This is a genomic window from Methanolobus profundi, assembly GCF_900114835.1.
In the GTDB taxonomy this organism is placed as follows: Archaea; Halobacteriota; Methanosarcinia; order Methanosarcinales; family Methanosarcinaceae; genus Methanolobus; species Methanolobus profundi.
This window is the reverse complement of sequence record NZ_FOUJ01000002.1, coordinates 55,695-80,088: the sequence shown is the minus strand read 5'-3', so window position 1 is coordinate 80,088 and position 24,394 is coordinate 55,695. Positions and strand designations below refer to the sequence as shown.

Genomic DNA, 24,394 nt, shown 5'->3' with positions numbered 1-24,394 from the left:
TCCAGTTGCAGATTTCAGTGCAAATGTAACTTCTGGTGATGAACCACTTACTGTTCAGTTCACCGATGCTTCAACAAATGCTACTGAATGGGCCTGGGACTTTGACAATGACGGTATTAATGATTCCGCTGCACAAGATCCAATTTACACTTACAGTTCTGCTGGTACCTATACCGTAGTTCTTACAGCAATAAATGGTACTGAAAGTGATGTTCAGACCAAGACCAATTATATAACAGTCAATGCAGTTGTAGCTTCCAATCCACCAGTTGCTTCATTTGACACAAATGTAACTGAAGGTGAAGTTTCTCTCATAGTTCAGTTCAATGATACTTCAACCAACACACCAACATCTTGGGAATGGGACTTCGATGATGGCAGTGCTAATTCAACAGTTCAGGATCCAGTACATACCTTTGATTCTGTAGGCACATATAATGTCACTCTTACTGCAACTAACGCTGATGGGTCTGATTCTACAACTACGACAATTACTGTATATTCACAGAACTATTACACAGGTGATAGGATATGGGACGAGAACGCTGATCAGTCTGCAGACAAATATGTCTGGGATGCAAAATCATTCTCTGGTTTCTTCTATGATCTTGAATCAGGACTTAGCTCTGAGAACATGACGATCTTCAATATCGACCGTTCACTTAGTGAAGGAGATATTCTGTACCAGACAAGACCGGTGGATACAGATTTCGACCGTAGTGGCTGGGGATCATATCAGGTTATAGGTTTCATGGCAGAGAAATACTTTGCAGGATACACTGATGATACTGATATCGATGGTGTCGACGAGGTCAGCATGATGTCTGCTGGTCAGTTATCAAAGATCCTTATTGATGATGATGAAGAGGACTCTGTTTTCGCTGGTTCCTCACTTGAACTTGAGGAAGGTTATGCACTCAACATCGTTGAGGTCGATGTCAATGGTGAAAGTGTTTATGTGACACTCACAAAGGATGGCGATGATCTTGACAGTGGTGTTATTTCCAGCGGTGAGGATTACGTTTACACGGATGACCTTGGTGACGCCGATGATGTGGCGATCGTTATTGTACACTTCGATGATGTTTTCAGTGGAACTGAATCCAATGCTGTCTTCGTTCAGGGTATCTTCCAGATATCTGATGACTATCTGGAGCTTGATGACGGGGAAAGCTATGGTGAGATGGAGATAACATCCATCGGCGACGACCTGATAGAGATGGAGAATGAAGGTACGATCTCCCTTTCAAAAGGAAAGGAGATCAACCTCATGGGAAGTATCAATCTCATAGTTGCTGACAACAGTGATCTCAGGTTCGCACCATTTGTGGACATGACCGAACCAGGAACCTATGAACTTCGTGGAACAGTTGCAGAAACAACTGATCTTCTCACATGGACCCCACTGAACTTTGAAGGTTTCTATTATGATATCGATGAAGGTATATCAACAGAGGAACTTGAACTGACCGAGATATCAGGAAGGACCATCGATGATGGTAAGCTTGTTTACACAAGTACCGTTGCGTCAGTTGATTTCGAGCACTCCGAATGGGGTGAGTTCGAGGTCATTGGATTTATGGCAGAGAAATATTTCGCTGGTTACTCCGATGACACTGATATGGAAGATGTTGATGAAGTAAGTCTCATTTCCAATGGTCAGTTGTCTGAAGTCCTCATGGATGACGATGATGAGTTCTCAATTTATTCCGGACGTGCACTTGAACTGGAAGAGGGTTACACCCTGGACATAGTGGAAGTTGACACTGATGGTGATCGTGTCATGGTAGAATTGTATAAAGATGGGGATGAAGTAGACACAAGTATAGTAGCTTCTGATGATGACTATGTCTATGAGATCGATCTTGGAGATGCTGACGATGTACCTCTCATCGTAGTTCACTTCAACGATGTCTTTGCAGGTACTGAATCCAATGCTGTCTTCGTTCAGGGTATCTTCCAGATATCAGAAGATTATCTGAGCCTCGAAGATGGTGAGACATATGATGAGATGGAGATCACCAGCTATAGTGACACTTCCATTGTCATGAAGAATGAGGATTCTATCTCACTCAGCAAGGACAAGGATATCACTTTGATGGGTAAGGTCGGCATAAGGGTCGCAGACTCCAGTACACTCAGATATTATCCATATGTCGAAGAAACAGTAGGTACTTCAGAATCACTAAGCATTGAGCTCAGTGAGTCCACAGTTACAACAGATGAGGAAGTTACCATCGAAGTAACATCACGTGGTGCTTCAATAAGTGATGCAACTATCAAGGTAGACGGTACAACGATCGGTACTACTGACGACGAAGGTACATTGGAGTACACTCCTGATGAAGCAGGTGAATTTGAGATAACTGCTGAGAAGGATGGATACGGAACCGGTTCAGAGGACCTTGAAGTTATAGATGCAGATGATGAGACCCGCGCAATGAGCATTGAGGTCTCTCCTGATGATGTCTATGAAGGAACTTCAATGACCATCTTTGTGATGACATCGATCGGTGGCGACTCCATTTCAGGTGTAGAAGTAACCTTTGATGGCAAATCGATCGGTACCACCGGTAGTGATGGTACGGTTACCTACACATCTACAGAGGCAGGAACTCACAAGATAATCGCAACAAAATCAGGTATGAACGATGCTGAGCTGGACTTCAAGGTTCAGGAACTGGCAGCTAATTTCGAGTTCAGCAACCTTGAGATAAGTCCTCTTGAGATCCAACAGGGACAGGAAGCAACTATAAGTGTTGATGTCGAGAACAGCGGTACTGCCGATGGTTCATATACTGTTGAGCTCAAGGTAGATGATGTTGTTGTGGATTCACAGGTAGTGACCCTGTCCATGGGTAACTCTACATCCATCGAGTTCGAACACACCGAAGAAGAGATCGGTACCTATGAGGTCGAGGTTGGAGGTCTTACAACTACTTACGAAGTATTCGAGAAGTCAGGTACTATCTGGTATGTTCTCGGAGCAGTTGCATTAGCAGCAATTGGTGGAGCAGCTTATCTGTTCACAGCAGGTGGCTGGACCGTTGAGATAGCACAGGCAAAAGTAGCTGAAGCAATAGAGGCACTTAAAGAGTTGGTCGGAAATCTCCGATAAACTCTTTTTCTCTCTTTTTAATTCTTTTTTTATCTTAAAGATCAACTTATCTTCTTCAAGCCGATCTCAATAGCCTCTAAGAGACTGTTCTTTGGCATTATGGTTGCAACAGGTATCCTTAATATCTTCTCGATAGTAGGACTTACTATGGGAGCACATACCAGAGCTTTGGCCCCATCCCTTTCAGCACGCACTGCGGCTATTATTGCATCTTCCATGGTTGTTGCAGAATACTCTCTTATCGTGCAGAGGTTCCCACCGATCTTCCTTTTTGTTTCGCTTATATTGTCAAGTACCGGCCTTGCAGCGATCACAGCTATGAACTCTCCCTTCTCTGAGCCTTCAAGTCTCTTCACAGTTCTTATTATCTGTCTGAGCGTCTTGACATTTGGCTCCCTCTTGCCGGACATTATCTTATAGAGGGTACTTGCAGGTATCTCAGCATGCTCTGCAAATGCAGCCATGTTCATATTCAGTTCTTCTTTTATGGTCATCGAAAGGACCTTTCTGAAACTCTCATCAGATTCAAAAACAGCATCTATTATTTTGTCAGCAGCGTTCATCTCCACACACCATGTATATTTAATATCCTGTTTAGGATAAGCAATACATAAAATTAGCACTATTGGGTTATATTACTTGCGAAATGAGGAAATATATATAATATATAGGCTCGTGCATTCCATTTATCAGAATATTATAAAGGTGGTAATGTGAACTATAAACAGACACTAAAATTAGCTTCCACTTTATTTTTTGTAGTTGCTCTTATATCTGCAGTATTCATCTCCGGATGTACTGAGAAAGCAACCGACCAGGAAGAAGAACAGGCAGAGGCTATCACCGAACTTACTTTTGGTTACCAGCCAAGTACTCACCAGATAGCATATATCACTGCAAAGGAAAAAGGATGGTGGCTAGAGGATCTTGCTCCTTATGGAATTGAGTCAATAGATGACAATCTCTTCCCTACCGGTGCACCTGAGATGCAGTCCATGCTTGCAGGGGACATCGATGTCGCCTATGTTGGTGCAGCACCTGTTATCGCTGCTCTTGCAAGTGGTCTGGATGCAAAGATCGTAGCTGCTGTCCAGATACAGGGCTCAGATATCGTACTCAGCACTGACCTTCCATATGAGAGTCCGGAAGACCTCAGAGGGCTTAAGATCGCAACCTTCCCGCCGGGTACCATCCAGGATACTCTTCTTAAGAACTGGCTGAAAGAGAACGGTATTGACCCAGAAGAAGATGTCGAGATCCTTGGAATGGGTCCGGGAGATGCAATGACCGCTATTTCAGCAGGTCAGGTAGATGCAGTATTCCTTCCACACCCAGCACCAGTGATGATCGAGAGTGAAGGCACTGGCAGATCAGTAGTATCCTCTGGTGAGATGCTTCAGGACCATGCATGTTGTGTTGTGGCTGTAAGTGGTGATCTCATTAGAGAACATCCGGAAATAGTCCAGCAGATCGTTGAGACCCATGTGCGTGCAACTGATTATAACTCAGAGAATCTGGATGAAGCAGCACAGATATTCGCTGATGATCAGGATTGGGATATCGAACTTGTAACACAGTCACTGAACGAATGGGACGGTTCATGGATAGCAGATCCAAACCTTATCGTTAACTCAACCGTGGATTATGCACAGGTTCAGTATGAACTGGGATACATAAGCAGCCCACTTACACAGGATGATATATTCGATCTGAGCTTCTATGATGCTCTTGATCAATGATCATCTTTTTCTTTTTTTGATACTAACTTAAATAATAAGAAACATTTCTATAGTCTGTCAGGAGTTCTATCTCCAGTAACCGGAGGAGCTATGGTAAAAAAACATCTTCAGAAACTCAGCGGTAAAAGTGTAGAGATCGTCTCTATTTGTTCTGCGATAATTCTCTGGCAGCTTATCGCTGTCTATGTAGTACAGAATAAATTCTACCTGCCAAGTTTTACGGATGTCACCTTTGCATTCGTGGATATCCTGTCCCGGGATGCAAAACTTGATCTTCTGGGTTTAGACTATCAACTTCCGGTCTTATTGGTTGACCTCATTTACAGTCTTATGCACTTCTGGATCGGCATGCTATCTGCTCTTGCAATAGGTATTCCTGTGGGAATGATCATGGGATGGTTCCAGACCATTGACCGTATAGTTGATCCTCTTATCGAGATAATACGTCCGATCCCTCCACTTGCGTGGATACCGTTCGCGATCATATGGATCGGTCTTAATCCTCTGGCAGCAGGTTTTTTGATATTCATCGGTGCTGTGTTCCCTATAATAATCAACACTTTTACGGGTTTCAAGAACGTCTCACGTGTTTATGTTGAAGCTGCAAAGGTCCTTGGATGTAACACGGACCGCGAACTTATACGGTATGTTGCTCTTCCTTACGCTCTTCCTTCTATCGCAGCAGGTATCAGGATAGCTATGGGTGTAGGATGGATGTGCCTTGTAGCTGCGGAAATGTTCGGTGTCAGCAGGAATGGTCTTGGTTACAAGATATGGCATCACTATTATCTTCATAATATGGAATTCGTACTGGTCTACATGTTGCTCCTTGGTTTCCTTGGACTTTTCATTGACCGTGTGCTGAGGTATTATATCGATGGTAAGCTCCTCAAATGGCGTAAAGGAGTGGTGATCTGAAATGGGTGAAGTAAGAGTAAGCAATGTTTCCCGCAGGTTCACAAAGGATAATGATACTTCCACACTTGCACTGGACAATGTCAGTATGGAAGTCAATGACGGGGAATTCGTCTGTTTCATCGGTCCTTCAGGGTGTGGAAAGACAACTCTGCTCAGGATAATCTCAGGTCTGGATAAACCAGACAAAGGTGAAGTGTATCTTGACGACAGGGTGATCGATGCTCCTGGTCCTGACCGGGGAATGGTATTTCAGGAATATTCTCTCTTCCCGTGGAAGACCGTTATCGAGAACATTATCTTCGGTCCTCAGATGAGCGGGATCAAAAAGAAGGAAGCACTTGAAGATGCTGAGAAGTATCTTGAACTGGTGGGTCTCCAGCAGTTCAGGGACAGTTATCCATACGAGCTATCCGGTGGAATGAAGCAAAGGGTGGCTATAGCAAGAGCTCTTGCAAACGAGCCGTCTGTTCTGCTCATGGATGAACCATTTGGTGCACTGGATGCTCAGACACGTAATATCCTTCAGCAGGAATTGCTTGAGATATGGGAAAAGAACAATATCACTATACTTTTCGTTACACATAGTGTGGATGAGGCTGTTTTCCTTGCCGACAAGATTGTTCTGATGAGTGCACGTCCTGGTAAGATCAAAGAAGTTATCGATGTGGGTCTGCCAAGACCTCGTGACAGGACAAGCCTCGAGGCGAACACTCTCCGTGAAAGGATACTGAGATCCCTTGTCAGAGAGCAGAAAAAATAAGATATAAGGTGTGACCACTGCGTTCATTCCGAACGCACAATTACCTTAGTTCCTGATTCTATTTCTTTAATGCTGGTCTTTCCAACAAGTTCCATTGTCCTGCTGGCCTTTGCAAAGTTTATATCACAGCCGGGACGCACAAGCATCTCCTCTCCTGCAATAGCAGAGCCATCTATCTTAACTGCATCGAATATCTTCAGGTCACCTGCAACCTCTATGTTGCCGTTTATCTCCGACCTTGCACCTATTATGGCCCTGTCAGCAGTGATGTTCCCTTTTACAAATGTACCTTTTCCAATTTCAAGAACACCTTTTACATTGAGGTCCTTCCAAAAATTAGAGCCTGCTCCAACCATAAAATTTCCGTCAATATTGACGCTCTTTTCAAAGTAGGCTTTCTTACAGGCTATGTATGTATTGGAATCTTCGTGATATTTTATCGGGCTTTCACTCATCTAAGGTCACCATGCATACTCCAATAGTTTTTTGTGATTATAAATGCTACTCAAAGAACAGATATTTTTCTTCCTCTTTGTGTGTATTTGGTATATAATGGACCCATAATTTTCATTGTCCTATATAAATAAGAACTTATCAAATACTAAACATTATATATTATATGACTAATATAATTATATCTGCTGAAACTCCTCAGAGGAAGTTCCTTGTGGCACGCTTGCCACAGCCAAAGGTGTATAGATGGGTACCAAAGAAGAAACACTTGATCTTTTAGGACATGAAGATAACTCTCCTTCAGATACAGAAGGTCAGGTCAGGGCATCTGAAAGTGGCATCCCATTCTCTGATATGGATGAAGCACGGTTATTTTATGATCTTCTGGATTCGCTGGTGATCATCATTGATAAAAATAACCAGATACTCATGGCAAACAGTAAGGCGTTGAGGTATCTGGAACATGAAGGCCGTTCGATCATACATACGGACCTTACAGATCTCTGCCCTTCAGAGGAAGAAAAAGAGAAAGCTTCCTCATTTTTCTCATCGGTCCTTTCAGGGAAAGAGGAAATCGATGGTAAGTATGAGATGCCGGTTCTGATCAATGAAGATATCCAATATACATTTCTTATGAATACAAGTGTGCTGAAAGACAGTGAGTCCCCTAAAAAAGCTCTGATGCTTTCATGTATGGACATTCAGGAACGTAAGGTTCAGGAGAATGACCTGTTAATAGAGTTCGAGATGATCTACAGTCATCTTGACTCGATACCCTATGCTTTTGTCCTTTCAGATTACAGGGGTATCATTACTTTCTGGAATCAGCATGCTACCAGACTTTTTGGTTTTACGAGGGACGAGGTCATTGGACAGCCCATCAGTATCATCATGCCTAACAGGTATCGTAAGGCTCACGAAGGATGGGATGAGCTCATATCCATTGGTAAATCCCCTGTTGTTGGTAACATCATAGAGGTAACGGGATTACGCAAAGATGGTACTGAGTTCCCTATAGAGCTTGCTATTACAACTACCAGGATAAAGGGCAATAGATTCCACGGTGCCATCATCAATGATATCTCAAAGAGAAAGATGAAAGAAAGGCTGATGAGCATCTCCAAGAACAAATATCGTATGATGTTCGAGAAATCGCCTCTGGGTATATTCCACTTTGATGAGAATGGAGTAATAACCCAATGCAATGAGAATCTTGTGAAGATCCTGGATGTGCCTGTAGGGGATGTGATCTCAAAGGTTATTGGTTTCAACATAATTGAATCGTTCGATGATGAACATTCCATCAAAAAAGCTATCAAACAGGTTCTTGCAGGTATACCTTCCCGATATGAGGATGACTTCCATTCTCCTTTCTCTGAAAAGGTGGTCCCTATCAAAGCAGAGTTCAGCCCGGTGATATCAGATGAAGGTCGATTCATGGGTGGTGTATGTGTTGTGGAGGATTTCACAGAACGTAAGGCTGCAGAAGAGGAACTTAATCAGTATGCTCAGGATCTTGCCAAGGCCAATGAGGAACTAAAGTCCCTTGACAGGATGAAAGATGAGTTCATATCTAATCTCAGGCATGAGCTGAAAACTCCTCTTATCCCAATAAAGGGATATAGTGAACTGATGTATGATGGTGCTCTCGGAGAGCTAAATCAGAAGCAGAAAGATGCAGTTGAAAAGATGATGCTCAGCTCTGAAAGATTGAAGCGTCTGATCGATTCTCTCATATATGTAAGCATCACCGAGGGTGGCAATGTAGAATACAGCTTTGTTCCTCTCAGGATCGCCGAGGTCATTGATTCAGCAGTACATGACAGGTCCCCTGAACTTGCAAGCAAGGCCCATGAGGTCGAGGTGTCAATATCAAAGGACATACCACTGATAAACGGTGATCTGGATTATCTTGAAGAAGTATTCATAAATCTCATTGATAATTCTATTAAATTCATGCATCAGGGAGGCAATATCAAAATATCTGCTGTCCTTCAGGATGATCAGAAGATACACATCAAGATAATCGATAATGGTATTGGTATCGCCGAAGAGAATCTCCCTGATATATTCAACAGGTTCTATCAGGTGGATGGCTCATCCACGCGTAAGTATGGCGGGAACGGCCTTGGTCTTTACATATGTAAGAAGATAATAGAAGCCCATAATGGTGATATATGGGCTGAGAGCAAAAAAGGAAGTGGGACAACTATCCATATCTTGTTGCCTGCAAAATGAATTCTTATCTGTTCTATTCATTCTGTGTATTCGTGAATAGTGATGAGTGACAGGGATGTTGTGTTAATATCTCCGTTATCCTTGCCCCATGAACAGTTCTTGTTCATTTTCGATAGTATCCAGTTGAAGGGGCCCTCTGTTACCTCTTTGTATCCAGCAAGGATAAGTGCCTGGATAACAAGGTTGCTGGTAGCAAGTGTTTTCCATGCTCCATTCATCTCTCTTTGTGATATGATCCACTTTGCACGTTCATCGATAAAGCTGGCATACGAGTTTACATTTCCTGCTTCTGACTGCCTTATCAGTGCGTTTATTATGAGTGCTGTGGTTCCGGGATGTTCCCATTTAGGGCCATAATTGTCAACAAGCCACTGGCAGCCGTTAGCATCATAATGTCCCATGTCTCCAAGTGCAGCCAGTGCATATGTGGTATCATAGACATCGTCGTTCCATGAGCTACCTGTTCTTTTTGAGAGCAGCCATTCTCCAACTTCCGGGAAGACCATATCCGTAAGTGCAAGCGCTGAAACTGCACGTGAGGTATCCCTGAGGTCACAGTTCCATGAATCTCCTGTTCTCAGGTTCAGAAGTTCTTCAATGTAGTGTTTCTTCTCATTCCATAGGTGACTTGCCTGCACTATGCGTGCAAGATCCTTCACTTTCGCTATCTTCTGTGAATAAAGCCATTTGAACGATGCTTCACTCTTGAGGTCCATAATGTCCTGATGGTCCGGACACTTATCTATCTTTCCGGGTGGGATCGATCGTGTATCGATGGCGTTCCTGGTATTCCTTTATCTTACCTGGGTTCCAGTTGTTCACATGGCCGTAATATCCTGTGACCCTGGAGATATGATCGATGATCTCGCTCTGGCAATGTGGGCATATTTCCTGGATACCTCTTGAGCTGTGTCCTTTACTGCATATTGAAAGATCAGGCGAGAAACAGAAATATGCAATTTTTGTCCTTGTTATCTGTTCTACAAGATCAGAAAGACCCTTTGGGTCTGGATGACTTTCTCCCATCCAGATATGCGAGATGGTACCACCTGTAAACCAGGGGTGGAACTCGGATTCGATCTCTATGCGGTTGATAAGGGAAGTATTGCTCCTGTATGGTACATGTGTGGAATTGGTGTAGTATGGCGTCTCCTCTGTTCCCTGGATGCTGGCACCTTCTTTGTATTTCAGGCGGTCTATCAGGGCAAAACGATGGGCTGTACTTTCAGCAGGGGTCTGTTCCAGTGTATATTCGATCTTATCCTCTTTGGAATATTGTTCGATCCTCTCTGCAATGGAGCGTATTATCCTGATACCAAGAGCTTGTTGTTCAAGCAGTGTCTCTCCGGTGAGATTCATAAGGCATTCATTGAGTCCCACAACACCGAATGTAAGGTGTCGTTCCTCAAAATCGTAATATGGTAGTCCATCGTCTGTGACCATCTGAAGCCATGGAAGTATCTTCCATTCGTTCAATGCCCTCTCAATTATTCTGTTCCCATCGAGCAATGCCTGTCTGGCAATATCCATGGTCTTGTCAAGCTCTTCAAAGAACTCGTCCATATCTCTGGAACGTAGTGAGACTCCTGGAAGATTGATGGATACTACTTTGTTAGAACCACTTCCCATGCCACCTGCATTCCATATCCCTCCGCTGTGTTTAGCGAACAGGCGGCAGCACATGGCATGCACTGTCTTGTCAGAAAGGTAATCTGCCCTGAGGTTCAGGAAATATGGTGCTCCGGTGGATGCAGCTGCCTGCATGGTCAGTTCCCATAGCGGATCATCAAGGTCCAGATTATCTGTTATTGCTGTTGTTATCAGGGGGAATGTAAAAGGGCATCCCTGTCCGTCGCCATCTCTTGCGATCTCCATGATGGCCTTGTAAATTGTCCTTGCTTCATCTTCAAAATGGCTGTATGTCTCTTCAAGTTCCTTTCCTGCAAAGATGGCCTTCTGGTCTGCAATGAGCTTCGGACATGTTATCCTCAGTCCTATATTGGTGAATGCGCTTTGTGCACCTATACGGTTGGACTGGTTCATCTGGAACATGAATCCCTGAACTATTTGCCTGAGATGCTCTTCTGTGATATCATCAAAGTGAAGATGTGGTGCAAGCATCCAGTTGAGCATGTCAATAGCCTGTGCTCCTGCGAAGAATTGCTGTGAGTGGACCATAAAGGACATAGCATGGTAAAGTGCGGATTCAAAGCGCTTTGCTGGAAGGCTCACGGTATCCGGGAACCGAAGTCCGTCCTTGAGAAATATCCTGGCATCGATACCGTTGCAGTATGGTGTGAACGGGCTGTGAAGGTCATGGATGTGGATGAGCCCTTCAAGATGTGCCCAGGCACTTTCACCTGAGTATAATTTCTTGAGAGCATATTGTTTCTTGATCTGTGCCGCGATGTGGAGGTCTACAACGGAGGGACTCAGGCGTGTGTTAGAGTTCTCTTTCAATAGCCAGCTGTTGTTCAAAAGGACATCATCAACAAGTTCTATCGGGTCCCTGAAGTCAAGCCTGTCCACTTTCTTATGGATTCCCACTTCCATATAGAAATGTCTGTGTTTTTAGTATAAATATGAGGAGGTAATATCAAATTATCAAAGGATATTCTCTAAAGGATCCTGTGGAATAATAAAAAAAGAAGGCGGAAGAGTTCGATCTTCCTGAATATTGAGTTTCAAAACTCACTTTTTGAAGTTCTCAATAGAATCAACTATCTTTCCGAAGCCTTTGCCCCATATCATTTCTTCATTGATATCGGTGTGGACCTTTCCGCTGTCCTCGATCTCTGCGATCTTAGGGTCCATTGGCAGTTCACCAAGAACCGGGACGTTGAAATCTACGGATGCCTTCTCCACGCCACCTTTGCCGAAGAGGTCTATCATCTCGTCACAGTGTGGGCATATGATCCCGCTCATATTCTCGACAATACCGATCACAGGTACTTTAAGTATCTCTGCGAATTTGATGGATTTCCTTACACTGACAAGTGCTACGTCCTGTGGTGTTGTAACAACCACTGCACCTTCCATCTTCTCGATAAGCTGTGCGATACTGAGTGGTTCATCTCCGGTCCCTGGTGGGAGATCCACGATAAGGTAGTCCAGCTTTCCCCATGAAACGTCCTCAAGGAACTGTTTGATGGCTGCCATCTTTGCAGGACCTCTCCATATGACCGGTGCATCCTTGTCTTCGAGAAGAAGTGCAACTGACATCACAGAAAGGTTCTCTGTGACACTGATAGGAACGATACCATTCTCATCGACAGTTGGTCTGATATCTTCTATGCCGAACATCTTAGGGATACTTGGTCCGTGGATGTCAGCATCCAGAAGTCCCACTTTGTGTCCACGTTCTGCAAGCCTTGCAGCCAGGTTAGCTGCAACAGTGCTCTTGCCGACCCCACCTTTACCGCTCATTACCATTATCTTCTTCTTGATGGCTCTCATGTTCCTGATGAGCTTTGGTTCCTCTGCTTTCTTTAAAAGATCCTCAGGGCTCTGGATGTTCTGTGTCATATGAAATCTCCTTTAGAATTTTAGAATTGATGTAATGTGACGTGGCCGGCTCTGCAATGGTATGGGGATCATTCGATCTCACCAGGGTCTTTGCCAACTATCTCTATAGCTTTGCCTTCGATAAGTGCTAAAGCCACTTTCTTTCTTGCATTTTGAAGGTCCTGCCAGAAAGCTCTCCTTGATATTCCCATGCTGATGGCTGCTTCTTCCTGCTGCATTCCTTCAAGATCTGCCAGCCGCAGGGCTTCGAGCTCCTCAATAGCAAGGGATACGGTTTCAAGTTCTTTGAGCGGTACTCCTCTTGGTTTAAAATAAAGGACATCTGGTGAGCATTCCACTCTTCTGGGTGATCTGGGTCTTCCTCTGCAAGTCATTGTTATGCACTCATTACGTGATGTGCTATTTATACGTTTGCGGAAATGCTTATGTATTTATTCTCTTTTGTGGCAAAATGAAGTGATTCAGACGAAGTATGCCAGAATACTGAGTATTCCCAGTGCGATACAGAATTTCGAGAAATCGAACCTTTTAGCTGCTTTTATGAACAGGTCTATGGTCAGTATCCCGAAAAGGAATGCAAAGAAGAGTCCCAGTATGGAGTTCACATCAAAGCTCAGAAGTCCCATTGCTCCCATGCCTACATCCGCTGCAAGTACCGCGGGTATGCTCATAAGGAAACTTAGTCTGAGTGCCTGTGATGCTTCAATGTCCCTCAATAGTAATGTTGAAACAGTTATTCCTGATCTGCTGATGCCCGGAAGTGCAGCAAATCCCTGTGCCAGGCCAGCGATAACAGAATCAGCTATAACTGGCTGATCTCTTTTCTTTGTCCTTTTTGCAGCAGATATCTGTAAAAGACCTGTGATTATGAGAAGTCCTCCAATGACCGCTGTTGCGAGCTTTCCTGAGAAATCCTCGGCACCTGTGGCAAAAAGGATGAGTGGAAGTCCTATTATTCCTGTGATCCCGGTTGTGATGATCAGGAATGTTATTATGCTGCTCTTTTTCTCATTGATGTCCCTGCTCTTCAGGTACTGGGGTATCTCGGTCAGTATATTGCGGATATCTGTCCTGAAATAGACCACCGCGGATAGCAGTGTTCCTGTATGCAGCCATATGGCTATGGGTAGTGCATCTGCAAGTGTTCTGTCAAAAAAGTTCAGCATTACAAGGGTGGTCATTCCCTCACTGCTTATGGGAAGCCATTCTGCAATACCCTGAACCATTCCCAATACTATTGCTTCAAAAACCGTCAACATTCATCGTCACTTTGGCTTTATTTCTATATATATGGGGTGGTTTGTTCTTTTTTATTGCACAAATGTGTGTAAATATATATGAGTTACTAGTTAAGTTCTTATATTTTGTCTCATATGTGTGTATATTAGTTATTGCTCATATGGGAGAATTTCCATGAAAATATGTGTAACAGCAAAAGATACTGGTCTGGAAGCACCTGTTGACCCACATTTTGGCAGATGCAAATACTTTGTGATGGTCGATCCTGATACGATGGAAGTTCTATCAGTGGAAAATGGTGTAAGTTCAGCATCAGGTGGAGCAGGTGTGCAGGCAGCACAGCAAGTGATCGGTGAAGGTGTAGATGTACTCATCACTGGCAGTGTTGGTCCGAATGCATTCTCATTGCTCTCATCAGAGAATGTCGGGATGAGAATATTCTCTGCCGGCTCAGTAGGTGAGGCTATCGAAGCCTACAGGTCAGACTCATTGGAAACTATTGAGGAAGCGAACTCTCCGGGTAAACCAGGGAAGTAATAATGCTTCAAAATGGTACTTCAAGAACGATACAAAAATATCTAAATAATTACAAGAGGTCTAAAAGATGAAACTATGTATACCAGCAATGGGACAGAAAGGAATTGAAGAGACGGTCGGACAGCATTTTGGAAAAGTACCTTACTACACTTTGTATGATACAGAGACAAAGGAAGCTTCAGTTCTCTCAAACACAAGTGAACACAACGGTGGTACGGGACTTCCTCCTGAGATAATGGCAAAGGAATCAGTAGACATCATGCTCTGTGGTGGTCTTGGAAGGAAAGCTGTCGTGATGTTCGAGCAGTATGGTATCGATGTATTCATCGGTGCAACAGGTACGATACAGGAAGCTATCGCCGCATGGGAATCAAATTCTCTCTCAAAGGCAACTCAGGATAACTCCTGTGCAGGACATGGTCACGATGATGGTCATGAACATTGCCACTGATCATCCATAAGGTGTCTGATCAATGAGAATAGCTATCGCAAGTGGCAAAGGTGGTACCGGGAAGACCACGGTTGCCGTTAACCTTGCCCTTGCCCTTGGCAGTGCCCAGTTGCTGGATTGTGATGTTGAAGAACCGAACTGCAATCTATTCCTCGGGTTCGGGCTTGAAAAGCAGGAAGATGTCCTCATCTCATTTCCTGAGATAGATAAGGATAAATGTACTCTGTGTGGCAGATGTGCTGATATCTGCCAGTTCAATGCGATAGCTGCTCTCCCTAAAAGTGTGATGGTCTTCCCCAAACTATGCCATGGTTGTGGCGGATGTTCTCTGGTGTGTCCTGACGGTGCGATATCAGAAGCAGCACGCTCCATAGGTATGATCGAAAGGGGCATCGATGAAAGTTTCAATATCGAACTCTTTCAGGGTACTCTCGATATCAGTGAACCCATGGCCTCGCCGGTCATCAGGCAGTTACAAGAACACATTGATGACAGCACGGTTGCGATCATTGACTCTCCTCCGGGGACTGCATGTCCTGTCATAGCATCCGTTGCTGAAATGGATTATTGTGTTCTTGTAACTGAACCTACACCCTTTGGTCTCAATGATCTCGTTCTTGCAGTAGCTGTCGTAAAACAATTAGGTATCCCTTTTGGTGTCGTGATAAACCGCCATGGTGTGGGTGATGATGGTGTGGAACAATATTGCCAGAACGAAGCTATACCTGTTCTTATGAAGATCCCATTTGACCGGGATATCGCTGTCCTCTATTCAAAAGGAACTCCTTTTGTGAAGCAGATGCCTGAATGGGGAAGCAAGTTCCGGGAGATGTATCGCGATATATGTGAATGTGTCTCGTCTGGAGTTGGTGTCTGAATGGTAAAGCAGATCACTATCATCAGCGGCAAAGGCGGAACCGGTAAGACCACTATCACATCCTCATTCGCTGCACTTGCTGATAATGCTGTCATAGCAGATTGTGATGTGGATGCTGCTGATATGCATCTCATTTTGCAGCCGGACACGTTTGAAACACATGACTTTTACGGACTGAAGCTTGCACATATCAATAAGGACCTGTGCACTGGCTGTGATACTTGTGTTTTGAACTGCAGGTTCGATGCGATCCTCGAATCTCATATTGTGGATCCTTACAGGTGCGAGGGTTGTGGTGTCTGTGAATATGTCTGTCCTGAAACTGCTATTGTCATGAAAGAAAAAAAAGCAGGTGAGTACTATTGTTCTCACACACGTTTTGGTCCGCTCGTTCATGCGAAGCTCGGGATCGGGGAAGAAGCAAGCGGTAAACTCGTATCAAATGTGAGGCAAAGGGCTTCGGAAATTGCAGAAAGTTCCGGTAAGGGGCTTATCATAATAGACGGACCTCCGGGGACCGGATGCTCTGTAATAGCAGCAATGACCGGCACGGATCTTGTTCTGGTCGTTACCGAACCCACGGTATCAGGGATACATGATCTTGACAGGGTGCTCCAGGTGGCCCGGCATTTCAGGATCCCTGTTGCAGTGTGTATCAATAAATGTGATCTTAACCCGGAAATGTCACAGTTGATATTCGATCACTGTGCAGAAAATGGTGTAAATGTCGTGGGCAGGATCCCTTATAACAGGATGGTTATCGATGCCATGCTGGAAGGAAAGACAATTGTGGAAAATCCGGACAATGAACTGTCAGGGGAAATAGGTTCCATGTGGTCCGTTCTGTTGTCCATGCTTGGGGACAATAATGGATAAGTTGCTGATAAATTACGGATAATTACCAGATAAAAAAAGAAAAAAGATAGTAGCAATAAAATGATCGCTACTAAATGTTCACTTATTGTTCTCTCTTGCTGAAGATATAGGCAATGGCCAGCATTGATATCAGTACAGGTGCTTCGAATCCTGGTGTGCCTTTTGTATCATCATCTTCACTAGATGCTGATCCAGTATCGACCTCTTCTGCATCGGTTGATCCCTGGTCGGTCTCTTCTGATACTTCGTTTGTGGCATCATCACTCAGGCCTTTCACAACTATGGCGAAGGGTGAGAATCCAGGTGTTGAGGCTGTGAAATATACATATTCTTCGTCCTCTCCTGTGATGCTTGTATCAAGTTCATCCCACTGGGTCGTGTATCTCATCAACCTGATGTCTGCAGTATCTATGTCGTTCTCTTCGATCCATGCCATGTCAACAGCGAATGATATTTCGGGATCTTCTATATTATCCGAGCTTGCCCATCCGGTCTTTCCGACCCAGATGTTCATCTGGCTGTAGATCTTACCCTGTGGTTTTGTATCTGCAAAAGTGGACTTGTCATGCAGTACTTCAATGGTCGCATCAGTATAACCTGCATTGACCTTTGGCATGAATGATATGCCTGTTATCGGGTTGTCTCCTTCAGTGAACTCATACTCAGACCTGACCTCATTTTGAACGTACACTTTCTTTACGTCCTTAAAGGCAATGTTCTCGTACTCTTCACCTGTGGAACCGCCACCTCCTCCGCCACCGCCGCCACCACTGGCGGATGATGAACTGGAGCTGGATGCAGGACCTACCACGGATTCAGTTGTTGTCACACTGCCTCCGGGTATTGTGGAAGTAACAGTGAGTGTGAACGTATTGCTTGTGGAAGGGCTATCTGCTGTTACTGTCCATGAACCTGAACTTGATGCAGTAGGTGCGATGGTGCCAAGTGTAGCAGGTGTATTGCCACTGCTTAAGCTCCATCCGCTTGGAAGTGACAATGCCACCTTGACATTAGTGGCATCTGCAGCACCAGAGGAAGCACTGTTGGATACGACATAACTTATCACCACGTCATCTCCTGCACTTACAGATGATACGTCAGTGTCCGATGTAACTGTCAATACAGGTCTGTCCTTGACAGTTATCGCAGATGATGCGATCTTTGCTGTACTACTGCTGTCATCACCGTTCGCTGAAATGGTGAATGGTGATGAGCTGGTTCCGGTTGATGCAGCTGTAATTGTCCATGATACTGATTTTGTACCGTCGCTTGTGAATTGCACCTGTTGTGTGGGGCTTGGTACTGTGAACTGTCCGGAGTTGTCAGTAAGTGTGACATCAACGGTAAGTGTTCCTGATACGCTTGCAGCAGTAACGGTTGAAGTAACCGTTATGCTCTCATCCTTTACAACAGTGGTATCGTAGTTTATACTGCCCATACTAAGGGATGCGGTGGCAGAAGCAGTAGGGAGTGTTCCTACTGCAAGGAGAATGACTATGAGGATCAATAATATTTTTCTCACAGGTAGTCACCTCCCATGTCATCTTCGCCACCCATTGGACCTTCGCTACCCATAGGGCCTTCATCTTCGAACATATCCATCATTTCCTCGTTAACTCTGAAGAAGTTCATCTTAAGTGTCTCTGTTCCTCCTGAATCCTTCTGAACCGTCACAAAGGCTGTGAACTCGCCAAAGTCATAGTCGATACCGCTCATGTCCTCAGGTGCGATCTCAAGTGCGCCTTCACCATTGACAAGGGTAGTGTTGACCATTGCAGAGCTCATATCCCATGTTACCGGAAGGTCATCGGTAGGTCCTTCCATAAATGTGCCTCCAAACATCATCTTCAATGAATCGAGTTCGGCAGTACCATTGATGGCTGTTCCATCGAATTCCCTTGCAGTGATGTAGATGGTGATGCTCTCGTTCACATCTACCTCAAAGACAGGTGCGAATGACTTGAGGGTTGCTGTGTTCTCCCCTTCATCTATATTGAGTGTAGGGAATGCCAGTGGCCAGCTTTCCATGTTGCCGGTCCCAATGTCCCATGCCTGTCCTTCGGACATATTGATGGTCACAATGGACTCGCCGAAGAAGTCAGGTATGGCGTCTCCATATCCCTGTTCTTCTGTATACATGTCATAGATGGAGTTAAGGTCCATGTAGTTCTCCCAGTCACGTAGTGTGGTGAGGTCCTCGTCATCATCGTATATTGCTTCAGTTGGCATGTTAACTCCGTTAGCAAGCCTGTCTATGAGCAATATGTGATAACGGTCATCAGTATCGATAACACCGATACCTGGTGTTTCATCATCATCGAACTCACGTCCTGCAGTTGCAAGATCCATTCCGATATCCTCATCACTGAACTTTCCGGTGTAGAATACAGGTTCATCTGCGATCCATTCGGGGATCGGGTAGACCTGCGTGGCACTTCCGTTGAGAAGGACGAACTTTCCTCCCCAATTCGCAACTGATGCTGCATAGTAGCCATTGAAACCATCGATAGTCTCTCCGATGCGATATGTGTTCGCGTCACTGGAGTTGCTTGCATTCACCACAAGGATACTGTCCTTTGTTTCTGTGTATGCCTGCTCCATCTGGTCGTACATGGTCCCTGCCTGGTCCTCATAACCAATGATGTAGTAATCCTGGTCATTGAATGTAACCTGGGCAACAGATCCGAAGTAAGTACTGATCTCACCATTTTCGAGATCATCGTCCATAAGTGATCCTGCAGCATCGACAGAAGCGACGATGAGCGGATATCTCAGGGTTACTTCCGCACTGGTGTTGGTGATGTTGTTCACCTCGAAATCAAGGCCACCCATCCAGTACATCTGTCCTTCTGTGAACGATTGTATCTCAGGTCCTGGTCCCCATTCATCTCCTGGAAGGGTCCATGGCCATCCTACGTATGACATAGAGAGGGTCGCTGTTCCTCCGGATGATTCTGTAAGGGTGAAGTTCCACATATCCTCATAGAATGCTGTGCTTTCTCCAAGGTTAAGGACTATTGTATCGCCTGCATTGTTGATCGATGTTACATTGTATCCCATTGCAACGTTCGCGCCACTGGTATTGATCGTTGCACCGACACCCACGTCTCCCGGTTCAAGGGTGAAGCCCCAGTCCTCGGAATAGTTGAATGCTCCTGTAGTGCTGTTGTAGTACCAGTTGTTGAACGGCCAGTTAAGGTTGTATACATCTCCAGGTCCGTAATTGTAGGCAGCGATACCCTTTGTGAACTCAAGCTCCTCGCCGTATGCCAGGAGCATGTTATTTCCGGGTATTCCATCCTCGCTGTTACTGTCACTGAGCTCTATCAGGTCTATCTGGCCTGGTATTCCAAGTGCTCCTGCAACAACGAAGTTACGGATCTCGAAACGTGTCAGTTCCCAGAACATCTCCTCATTTGCAACAGCATACTCGTCGCCTATGGTCACATTGTAGTGTATCATCCATGAACCGGTAGGTATGTTGGCAGCTGCCGTATCGATCTCGATAAGTGCAAGTCCGCCTGAATCTGTGGTTGCACTGATATTATCAAGGATCTGCTTGTCCTTTGCCTCATCGATAAGATAGTCGATCCTGACCTCCTTTCCTGAAAGTGGATCTCCTGATGGTGTTGTAACAAGGAATGGTATCTTCATCACAGAACCGTTCTGGAATGTTCCGATATGCATACCGTTCCATCCTTCATTGTATGTGCTGAACTCCAGTGTATATGCAGAGGACTGATACTTGCTACTGAGCAGGTAGATCGGATCCCCTCCGAACTGGATAGGTTCTCCTGCACTTGCATCGATGTATCCTGCAGAGAAGTTGTAGGAATTACTGATGAGCACCTTGTCATATTTTCCTGCTGTAGTTGTATCTGCAAGCAGTATGATGTAGTTGTCATCGTAGTATTCACCATCTCCGTCCAGGTCGATGGATTGCCATTCTTCATCGTGGAAATTGCTCATGAGGAACTTTCCTGACTTGCTCATTGCCATGATGGTGTCATTCAGCAGAAGACCATTCTTGAGTGTGTTCTTTCCTTCCAGACCTATTGTTCCGTCTGAACGTATTGTTGTGATTTCCCATGTCCTTCCGGTGTAATCGGTGAATTCAGAACCAATTGACATGTTGAAGACCTGTGTTGTAGTTGTATTGGAGAGGTTACCTATTGGCCAGCCACCTTCCTGGTCCTCATACTCGATGTATATTGTGTCATATATGGAGTCTATCACTGCCATGGAGTATGCCGGTACAAAGCTGTGGTTCCATGAATCACCACCCATTATCTCATAACTGGTCTGCAGAGGTGTGATACTATCGCCACCAATGATGCTTCCACTTATCTTACCTGCTGTGACGTTACCAAGGCTCTCAAGCTGTTCCTGCTTTGTAAGTATGTCACTGGTCGCATTGATGGAGGTTGCATTGGTGTAATACTGGGCTGCATTCACAGTGATCCTCATTGGATTTGTGATGGAGACACTGGCGAGTTCGAGACGGAACCAGAAATCAGTGAATACTTCGCTTCCTTCATCGTCAACTGCCTTGAGTGTCATCATGTATGCACCCTGTCCCCATCCGGTCGTATCGATGGACACATCGATCTCATTTGGATTAAGTCCTGCTTCTGTGGTGGTTATGTTCGCCATCTGGGTCTTTGTCTTGTAACTGGACATCCACATTCCTTCCTGCATGACCTTCTCCACTGTTACATCAGTGAGGTTATGGGAACTGCTTCCCCACATCTGGTCATCGGATGCCTTTACTGTGAAATTGATGAATCCGTTCGTCGGGAACTCATATTCCCAGTTGGAATCTACCCATGCTACAAAGGCTGTTGTGTGTACCCATGCCCTTCCGACCTCAGTGGAATTTCCATCGGTCGCTTCGAATACGAATTCGAAATTACCGCCCCTTGGAAGTCCGGGATGTTCGTAATAGCCGCTTCCATTGATGGTTCCGATCTCTACGTCCGTATCATTGTACATGGTAGGTGGTGTCATCATATCCCAGTCACCCATTGCAATGATCTTAGTAAGGGTAACATTCACTTCCTTGTCCCCGAAACTGCTGTCAAAGGCATTAAGGGTAAAGTTGATCGGCTGGTTGATACCTGCATCCCATGATGTGGAATATGGGTAGAATATGAAATTACTGACCTCGAACCATCCGTTACCGTAGTCGACAACTCCGTCCTGTGTTGTCATCTTTATCCTGACGTTGTAGAATCCTGATTTAAGACTATCTTCCGGATCGATCTCAAGTGTAACATCTCCGTCGGAGTCTGTTGTAAATGAACTGGACGAGTCGGTAACAGGGATGTTCTCTCCTGTCATACTGTATCTGAGACTTTCAAGCTCGATCGATGCGGTGGATATATCATTTCCACTTATGTCCTGAACGTGTACTGCAAGTTCGATGTTCTCATCTGAACCAAATACCTTGAACATGCTGGAATTCTCATCGAACACCGGTTTTGCATTTATGCGATAGAGCTTCTCATCGAACCATGCATCACCGACTACCATTTTAGGTGTGCCATCCACAGTTGCATTTACCCAGAACCTGACATAGTGGAAGCCAAGGTATGAGTCTGTGACATTGAACTTAAGGACCTTCTTGTCTCCGACAAAAGGAACATTTATCGTTGTGATGGTCTGGTCTTCCATGTATTCTGTGACGACCTCTGAGGCACTGTCACTCCACACTTCTATGAGTCCTGCTTCGTGGATGTCTGATGCAGGTATCTCTGCACCTGTGGATGGATCGAATGCTGTGATCATTATCCTTGCAGTGGAATTAGGTGCCACTGTAGGACTGAACCATCCCATCTTGTTCACGGGCTCTCCGTGCACGAAGAGATCCTGTACTGTGATACTCCTTCTTGCTGTGTTCCAGCCGGAGATGTTGACCTTGAGGATCGTGTCATAGACGCCGTTCTCTGCAGGTGCTGTGAAATTAATGATCGTAAAGGAATCTCCAAGATCCTGTTCGATCTCGTCCTGTATGTCGGTCGGTACTTCCAGATACTGGTAGAAGGATGTAGCGTTCATCAATGACCAGCTGGTAGTATGGTCATCTCCTGTGCTGTCAGTGATGTTCAGCAGGAAATTTGCTGTGTCAAGTCCGGTAGTAGCTTCAAGATCAAGACTTTCTCCAGTGCTAAGGTCAGTTCCGGCAATTATAAGGAATGCTTCTTCGCCGGGTGCGAAACCGTCACTTTCTCCTTTGTTCTTGGATGCTACCTTCAAAAAGAGATCATATGCTTTGATGTTGTAATATGTGTATGCTTTCTGTGTCTGGCTGCCTGAAGAAGCTTCATATTCAATATAATATGTGTCTGTCTCAGCGCTGCCGGGAATAGTATAATTGGTAATGTATGCACCTATGCTACTGTCGTATGCAAGGTCGAGTTCATTGAGATATGAGCCGTTCTCCTTACTTGTTATGGTTGCAGTCACCGTTGCATCGTCCATTGGTGAGCCGGAACTGAGGTTGTTGAGGTATACAACAGGTACCATTACCTCTCCTCTGGCAAAGGTGTGTTTGGGAAGGTTCTCTGTGGATAATACGTCCCCGAACATTGTCATTGTATTAACAACGAATGATATGTGTCCTATGTCCTCTGCAACAAGGTGGTATGTTCCTCCGGTGCTTTGGATCTCGAACTCTGTTGTATTGATGCCATTGGCATCGGTCATAACTTCAGTTGTGGTCACTGCAGTACCGTTCTCTCTCAGATACTCGATACCTATGGTGTCCTGCACAGGATATCCTGTAGCGTTAAGTGTCATAACGGTGACATTGACCGTTTCTCCGCCTGCGAATGTGGGAGCTATTGTTCTGGCCAGGGTTATTCCGTTGTAATAATTGATATGGATCAATCTATAAGTGATATCATTGAGCTTTACCTTTGCCCCTTCTTCAAGGTTACCTATTACGGCCATGCCTGAATTGTCAGAGGTGATGTCCATTTCAGAGTCATCGTCCACGTAAGCTATGTTCTGTCCTGATACCAGGAAATAATAGGTGGTACTTCCAAGGAGCACACTTCCTCCGCTCTTGCTCTGGTTGAGGTTACCTGTGATCTCGTGGCTCTCTGAAAGTGGTATGTTGATGATGTCCCCTTCAGTGAATAGTACTTTTATGTTCTGGGTGTCGTTCATTCCCACAACGTCCATGTGCAAATATGGGGAGATCGCACCGGTCTCACTTTCAACAGCTATGATAGTATAATCGTCTGCTTCTTCAGGGGCCGTCATTGTTGTAGAAAAGCTTCCCTGGTTTGCAGTTATTGTTTTATTTGCCGTATCGTTCCCGGTGAACTCATCACCTTCGGGCCAGATAGTTATCTCGACATCTCCCGAGCTATTACCATCCAGTATCTCTCCGGTAATGGTTATTGTGTCTCCGGGACTGTATGTTCGTCCATCTATACTGAATTTCTGGATAGATGCCGCAGAACCTATGGAGGTTGTGAGCAACATTATCACAAAAAATACTAATAACAGGAGTTGGATCCTGTCGTTTTTAGAAAAGAAGTTATCATTATCTCTCATACTTTTTTCACATCCAGCATGTGATTTCATCTATTGAATTAGCAGCAAATATAGCTTGCAATATTATATAAATAATCTGTAAAATAGTAACATTTGCACA

18 protein-coding genes are annotated in these 24,394 nt (G+C 44.8%); 9 read left to right on the top strand and 9 right to left on the bottom strand.

What is annotated here, in order from left to right; translation table 11 throughout:
- A partial coding sequence (locus tag BM008_RS05485) for an S-layer protein domain-containing protein (protein ID WP_091934489.1) occupies positions 1 to 3,118 on the top strand: 3,118 nt, incomplete at its 5' end.
- A gap of 41 nt (positions 3,119 to 3,159) precedes the next feature.
- Here the strand turns inward: BM008_RS05485 and BM008_RS05480 are convergent.
- Positions 3,160 to 3,681, bottom strand: coding sequence for a helix-turn-helix domain-containing protein (locus BM008_RS05480; RefSeq protein ID WP_091934486.1), 522 nt, complete (start codon positions 3,679 to 3,681; stop codon positions 3,160 to 3,162).
- A gap of 150 nt (positions 3,682 to 3,831) precedes the next feature.
- Here BM008_RS05480 and BM008_RS05475 point away from each other — a divergent pair, with 150 nt between their 5' ends.
- The 3 genes from BM008_RS05475 (at position 3,832) to BM008_RS05465 (ending at position 6,535) form a co-directional block, all read left to right on the top strand.
- Complete coding sequence (locus tag BM008_RS05475) at positions 3,832 to 4,857, top strand: ABC transporter substrate-binding protein (protein ID WP_091934483.1); 1,026 nt, start codon at positions 3,832 to 3,834, stop codon at positions 4,855 to 4,857.
- Between the two features lie 90 nt (positions 4,858 to 4,947).
- Positions 4,948 to 5,775 carry an ABC transporter permease gene (locus BM008_RS05470; RefSeq protein ID WP_091934481.1) on the top strand — a complete coding sequence of 276 codons (828 nt, stop codon included), beginning with the start codon at positions 4,948 to 4,950 and terminating at the stop codon, positions 5,773 to 5,775.
- Position 5,776: 1 nt separating this feature from the next.
- Positions 5,777 to 6,535, top strand: coding sequence for an ABC transporter ATP-binding protein (locus tag BM008_RS05465; protein ID WP_091934478.1), 759 nt, complete (start codon positions 5,777 to 5,779; stop codon positions 6,533 to 6,535).
- Between the two features lie 23 nt (positions 6,536 to 6,558).
- On the opposite strand, the gene BM008_RS05460 is transcribed toward BM008_RS05465, so the two are convergent.
- Entirely contained in the window at positions 6,559 to 6,990 is a 432-nt protein-coding gene (locus BM008_RS05460) for a bactofilin family protein (protein WP_091934476.1), read from the bottom strand.
- 244 nt (positions 6,991 to 7,234) lie between these two features.
- On the opposite strand from BM008_RS05460, the gene BM008_RS05455 reads away from it, so the two are divergent.
- A complete protein-coding gene (locus tag BM008_RS05455) occupies positions 7,235 to 9,226 on the top strand; it encodes a sensor histidine kinase (protein ID WP_091934473.1) in 1,992 nt (663 codons plus the stop codon).
- A gap of 17 nt (positions 9,227 to 9,243) precedes the next feature.
- On the opposite strand, the gene BM008_RS05450 is transcribed toward BM008_RS05455, so the two are convergent.
- From BM008_RS05450 to BM008_RS05430, 5 genes are all read right to left on the bottom strand, one after another.
- On the bottom strand, positions 9,244 to 9,942 hold the full coding sequence (locus BM008_RS05450) for a hypothetical protein (protein WP_091934471.1): 699 nt from the start codon (positions 9,940 to 9,942) through the stop codon (positions 9,244 to 9,246).
- Between the two features lie 22 nt (positions 9,943 to 9,964).
- Complete coding sequence (gene nrdD / locus BM008_RS05445; RefSeq protein WP_091934468.1) at positions 9,965 to 11,779, bottom strand: anaerobic ribonucleoside-triphosphate reductase; 1,815 nt, start codon at positions 11,777 to 11,779, stop codon at positions 9,965 to 9,967.
- Between the two features lie 138 nt (positions 11,780 to 11,917).
- The gene (locus BM008_RS05440; RefSeq protein ID WP_091934465.1) at positions 11,918 to 12,751 is read right to left on the bottom strand and encodes an Mrp/NBP35 family ATP-binding protein; all 834 of its coding nucleotides are present in this window, start codon (positions 12,749 to 12,751) and stop codon (positions 11,918 to 11,920) included.
- Positions 12,752 to 12,819: 68 nt separating this feature from the next.
- Positions 12,820 to 13,125, bottom strand: a complete 306-nt coding sequence (locus BM008_RS05435; protein ID WP_091934462.1) for a DUF134 domain-containing protein — start codon at positions 13,123 to 13,125, stop codon at positions 12,820 to 12,822.
- Between the two features lie 87 nt (positions 13,126 to 13,212).
- Positions 13,213 to 14,010, bottom strand: a complete 798-nt coding sequence (locus BM008_RS05430) for an undecaprenyl-diphosphate phosphatase (protein WP_091934459.1) — start codon at positions 14,008 to 14,010, stop codon at positions 13,213 to 13,215.
- Positions 14,011 to 14,164: 154 nt separating this feature from the next.
- Between BM008_RS05430 and BM008_RS05425 the strand changes: the two genes are divergently transcribed.
- The 4 genes from BM008_RS05425 to BM008_RS05410 all read left to right on the top strand — a co-directional run bounded on the left by BM008_RS05425 (position 14,165) and on the right by BM008_RS05410 (position 16,731).
- Positions 14,165 to 14,527, top strand: a complete 363-nt coding sequence (locus BM008_RS05425) for a NifB/NifX family molybdenum-iron cluster-binding protein (protein WP_091934456.1) — start codon at positions 14,165 to 14,167, stop codon at positions 14,525 to 14,527.
- A 67-nt stretch (positions 14,528 to 14,594) separates the two neighbouring features.
- Entirely contained in the window at positions 14,595 to 14,978 is a 384-nt protein-coding gene (locus BM008_RS05420; protein ID WP_091934453.1) for a NifB/NifX family molybdenum-iron cluster-binding protein, read from the top strand.
- Positions 14,979 to 15,000: 22 nt separating this feature from the next.
- On the top strand, positions 15,001 to 15,855 hold the full coding sequence (locus BM008_RS05415; protein WP_091934450.1) for an ATP-binding protein: 855 nt from the start codon (positions 15,001 to 15,003) through the stop codon (positions 15,853 to 15,855).
- Positions 15,856 to 16,731, top strand: coding sequence for an ATP-binding protein (locus BM008_RS05410; RefSeq protein WP_091934447.1), 876 nt, complete (start codon positions 15,856 to 15,858; stop codon positions 16,729 to 16,731). It abuts the gene before it with no gap.
- Positions 16,732 to 16,813: 82 nt separating this feature from the next.
- On the opposite strand, the gene BM008_RS05405 is transcribed toward BM008_RS05410, so the two are convergent.
- Together BM008_RS05405 and BM008_RS05400 are read right to left on the bottom strand one after the other, a co-directional pair.
- Positions 16,814 to 18,253, bottom strand: a complete 1,440-nt coding sequence (locus BM008_RS05405; protein ID WP_091934444.1) for a PGF-pre-PGF domain-containing protein — start codon at positions 18,251 to 18,253, stop codon at positions 16,814 to 16,816.
- Entirely contained in the window at positions 18,250 to 24,294 is a 6,045-nt protein-coding gene (locus BM008_RS05400) for a hypothetical protein (RefSeq protein ID WP_143072291.1), read from the bottom strand. Before BM008_RS05400 ends, BM008_RS05405 begins: the two co-directional genes overlap by 4 nt.
- Positions 24,295 to 24,394 lie beyond the last annotated feature (100 nt).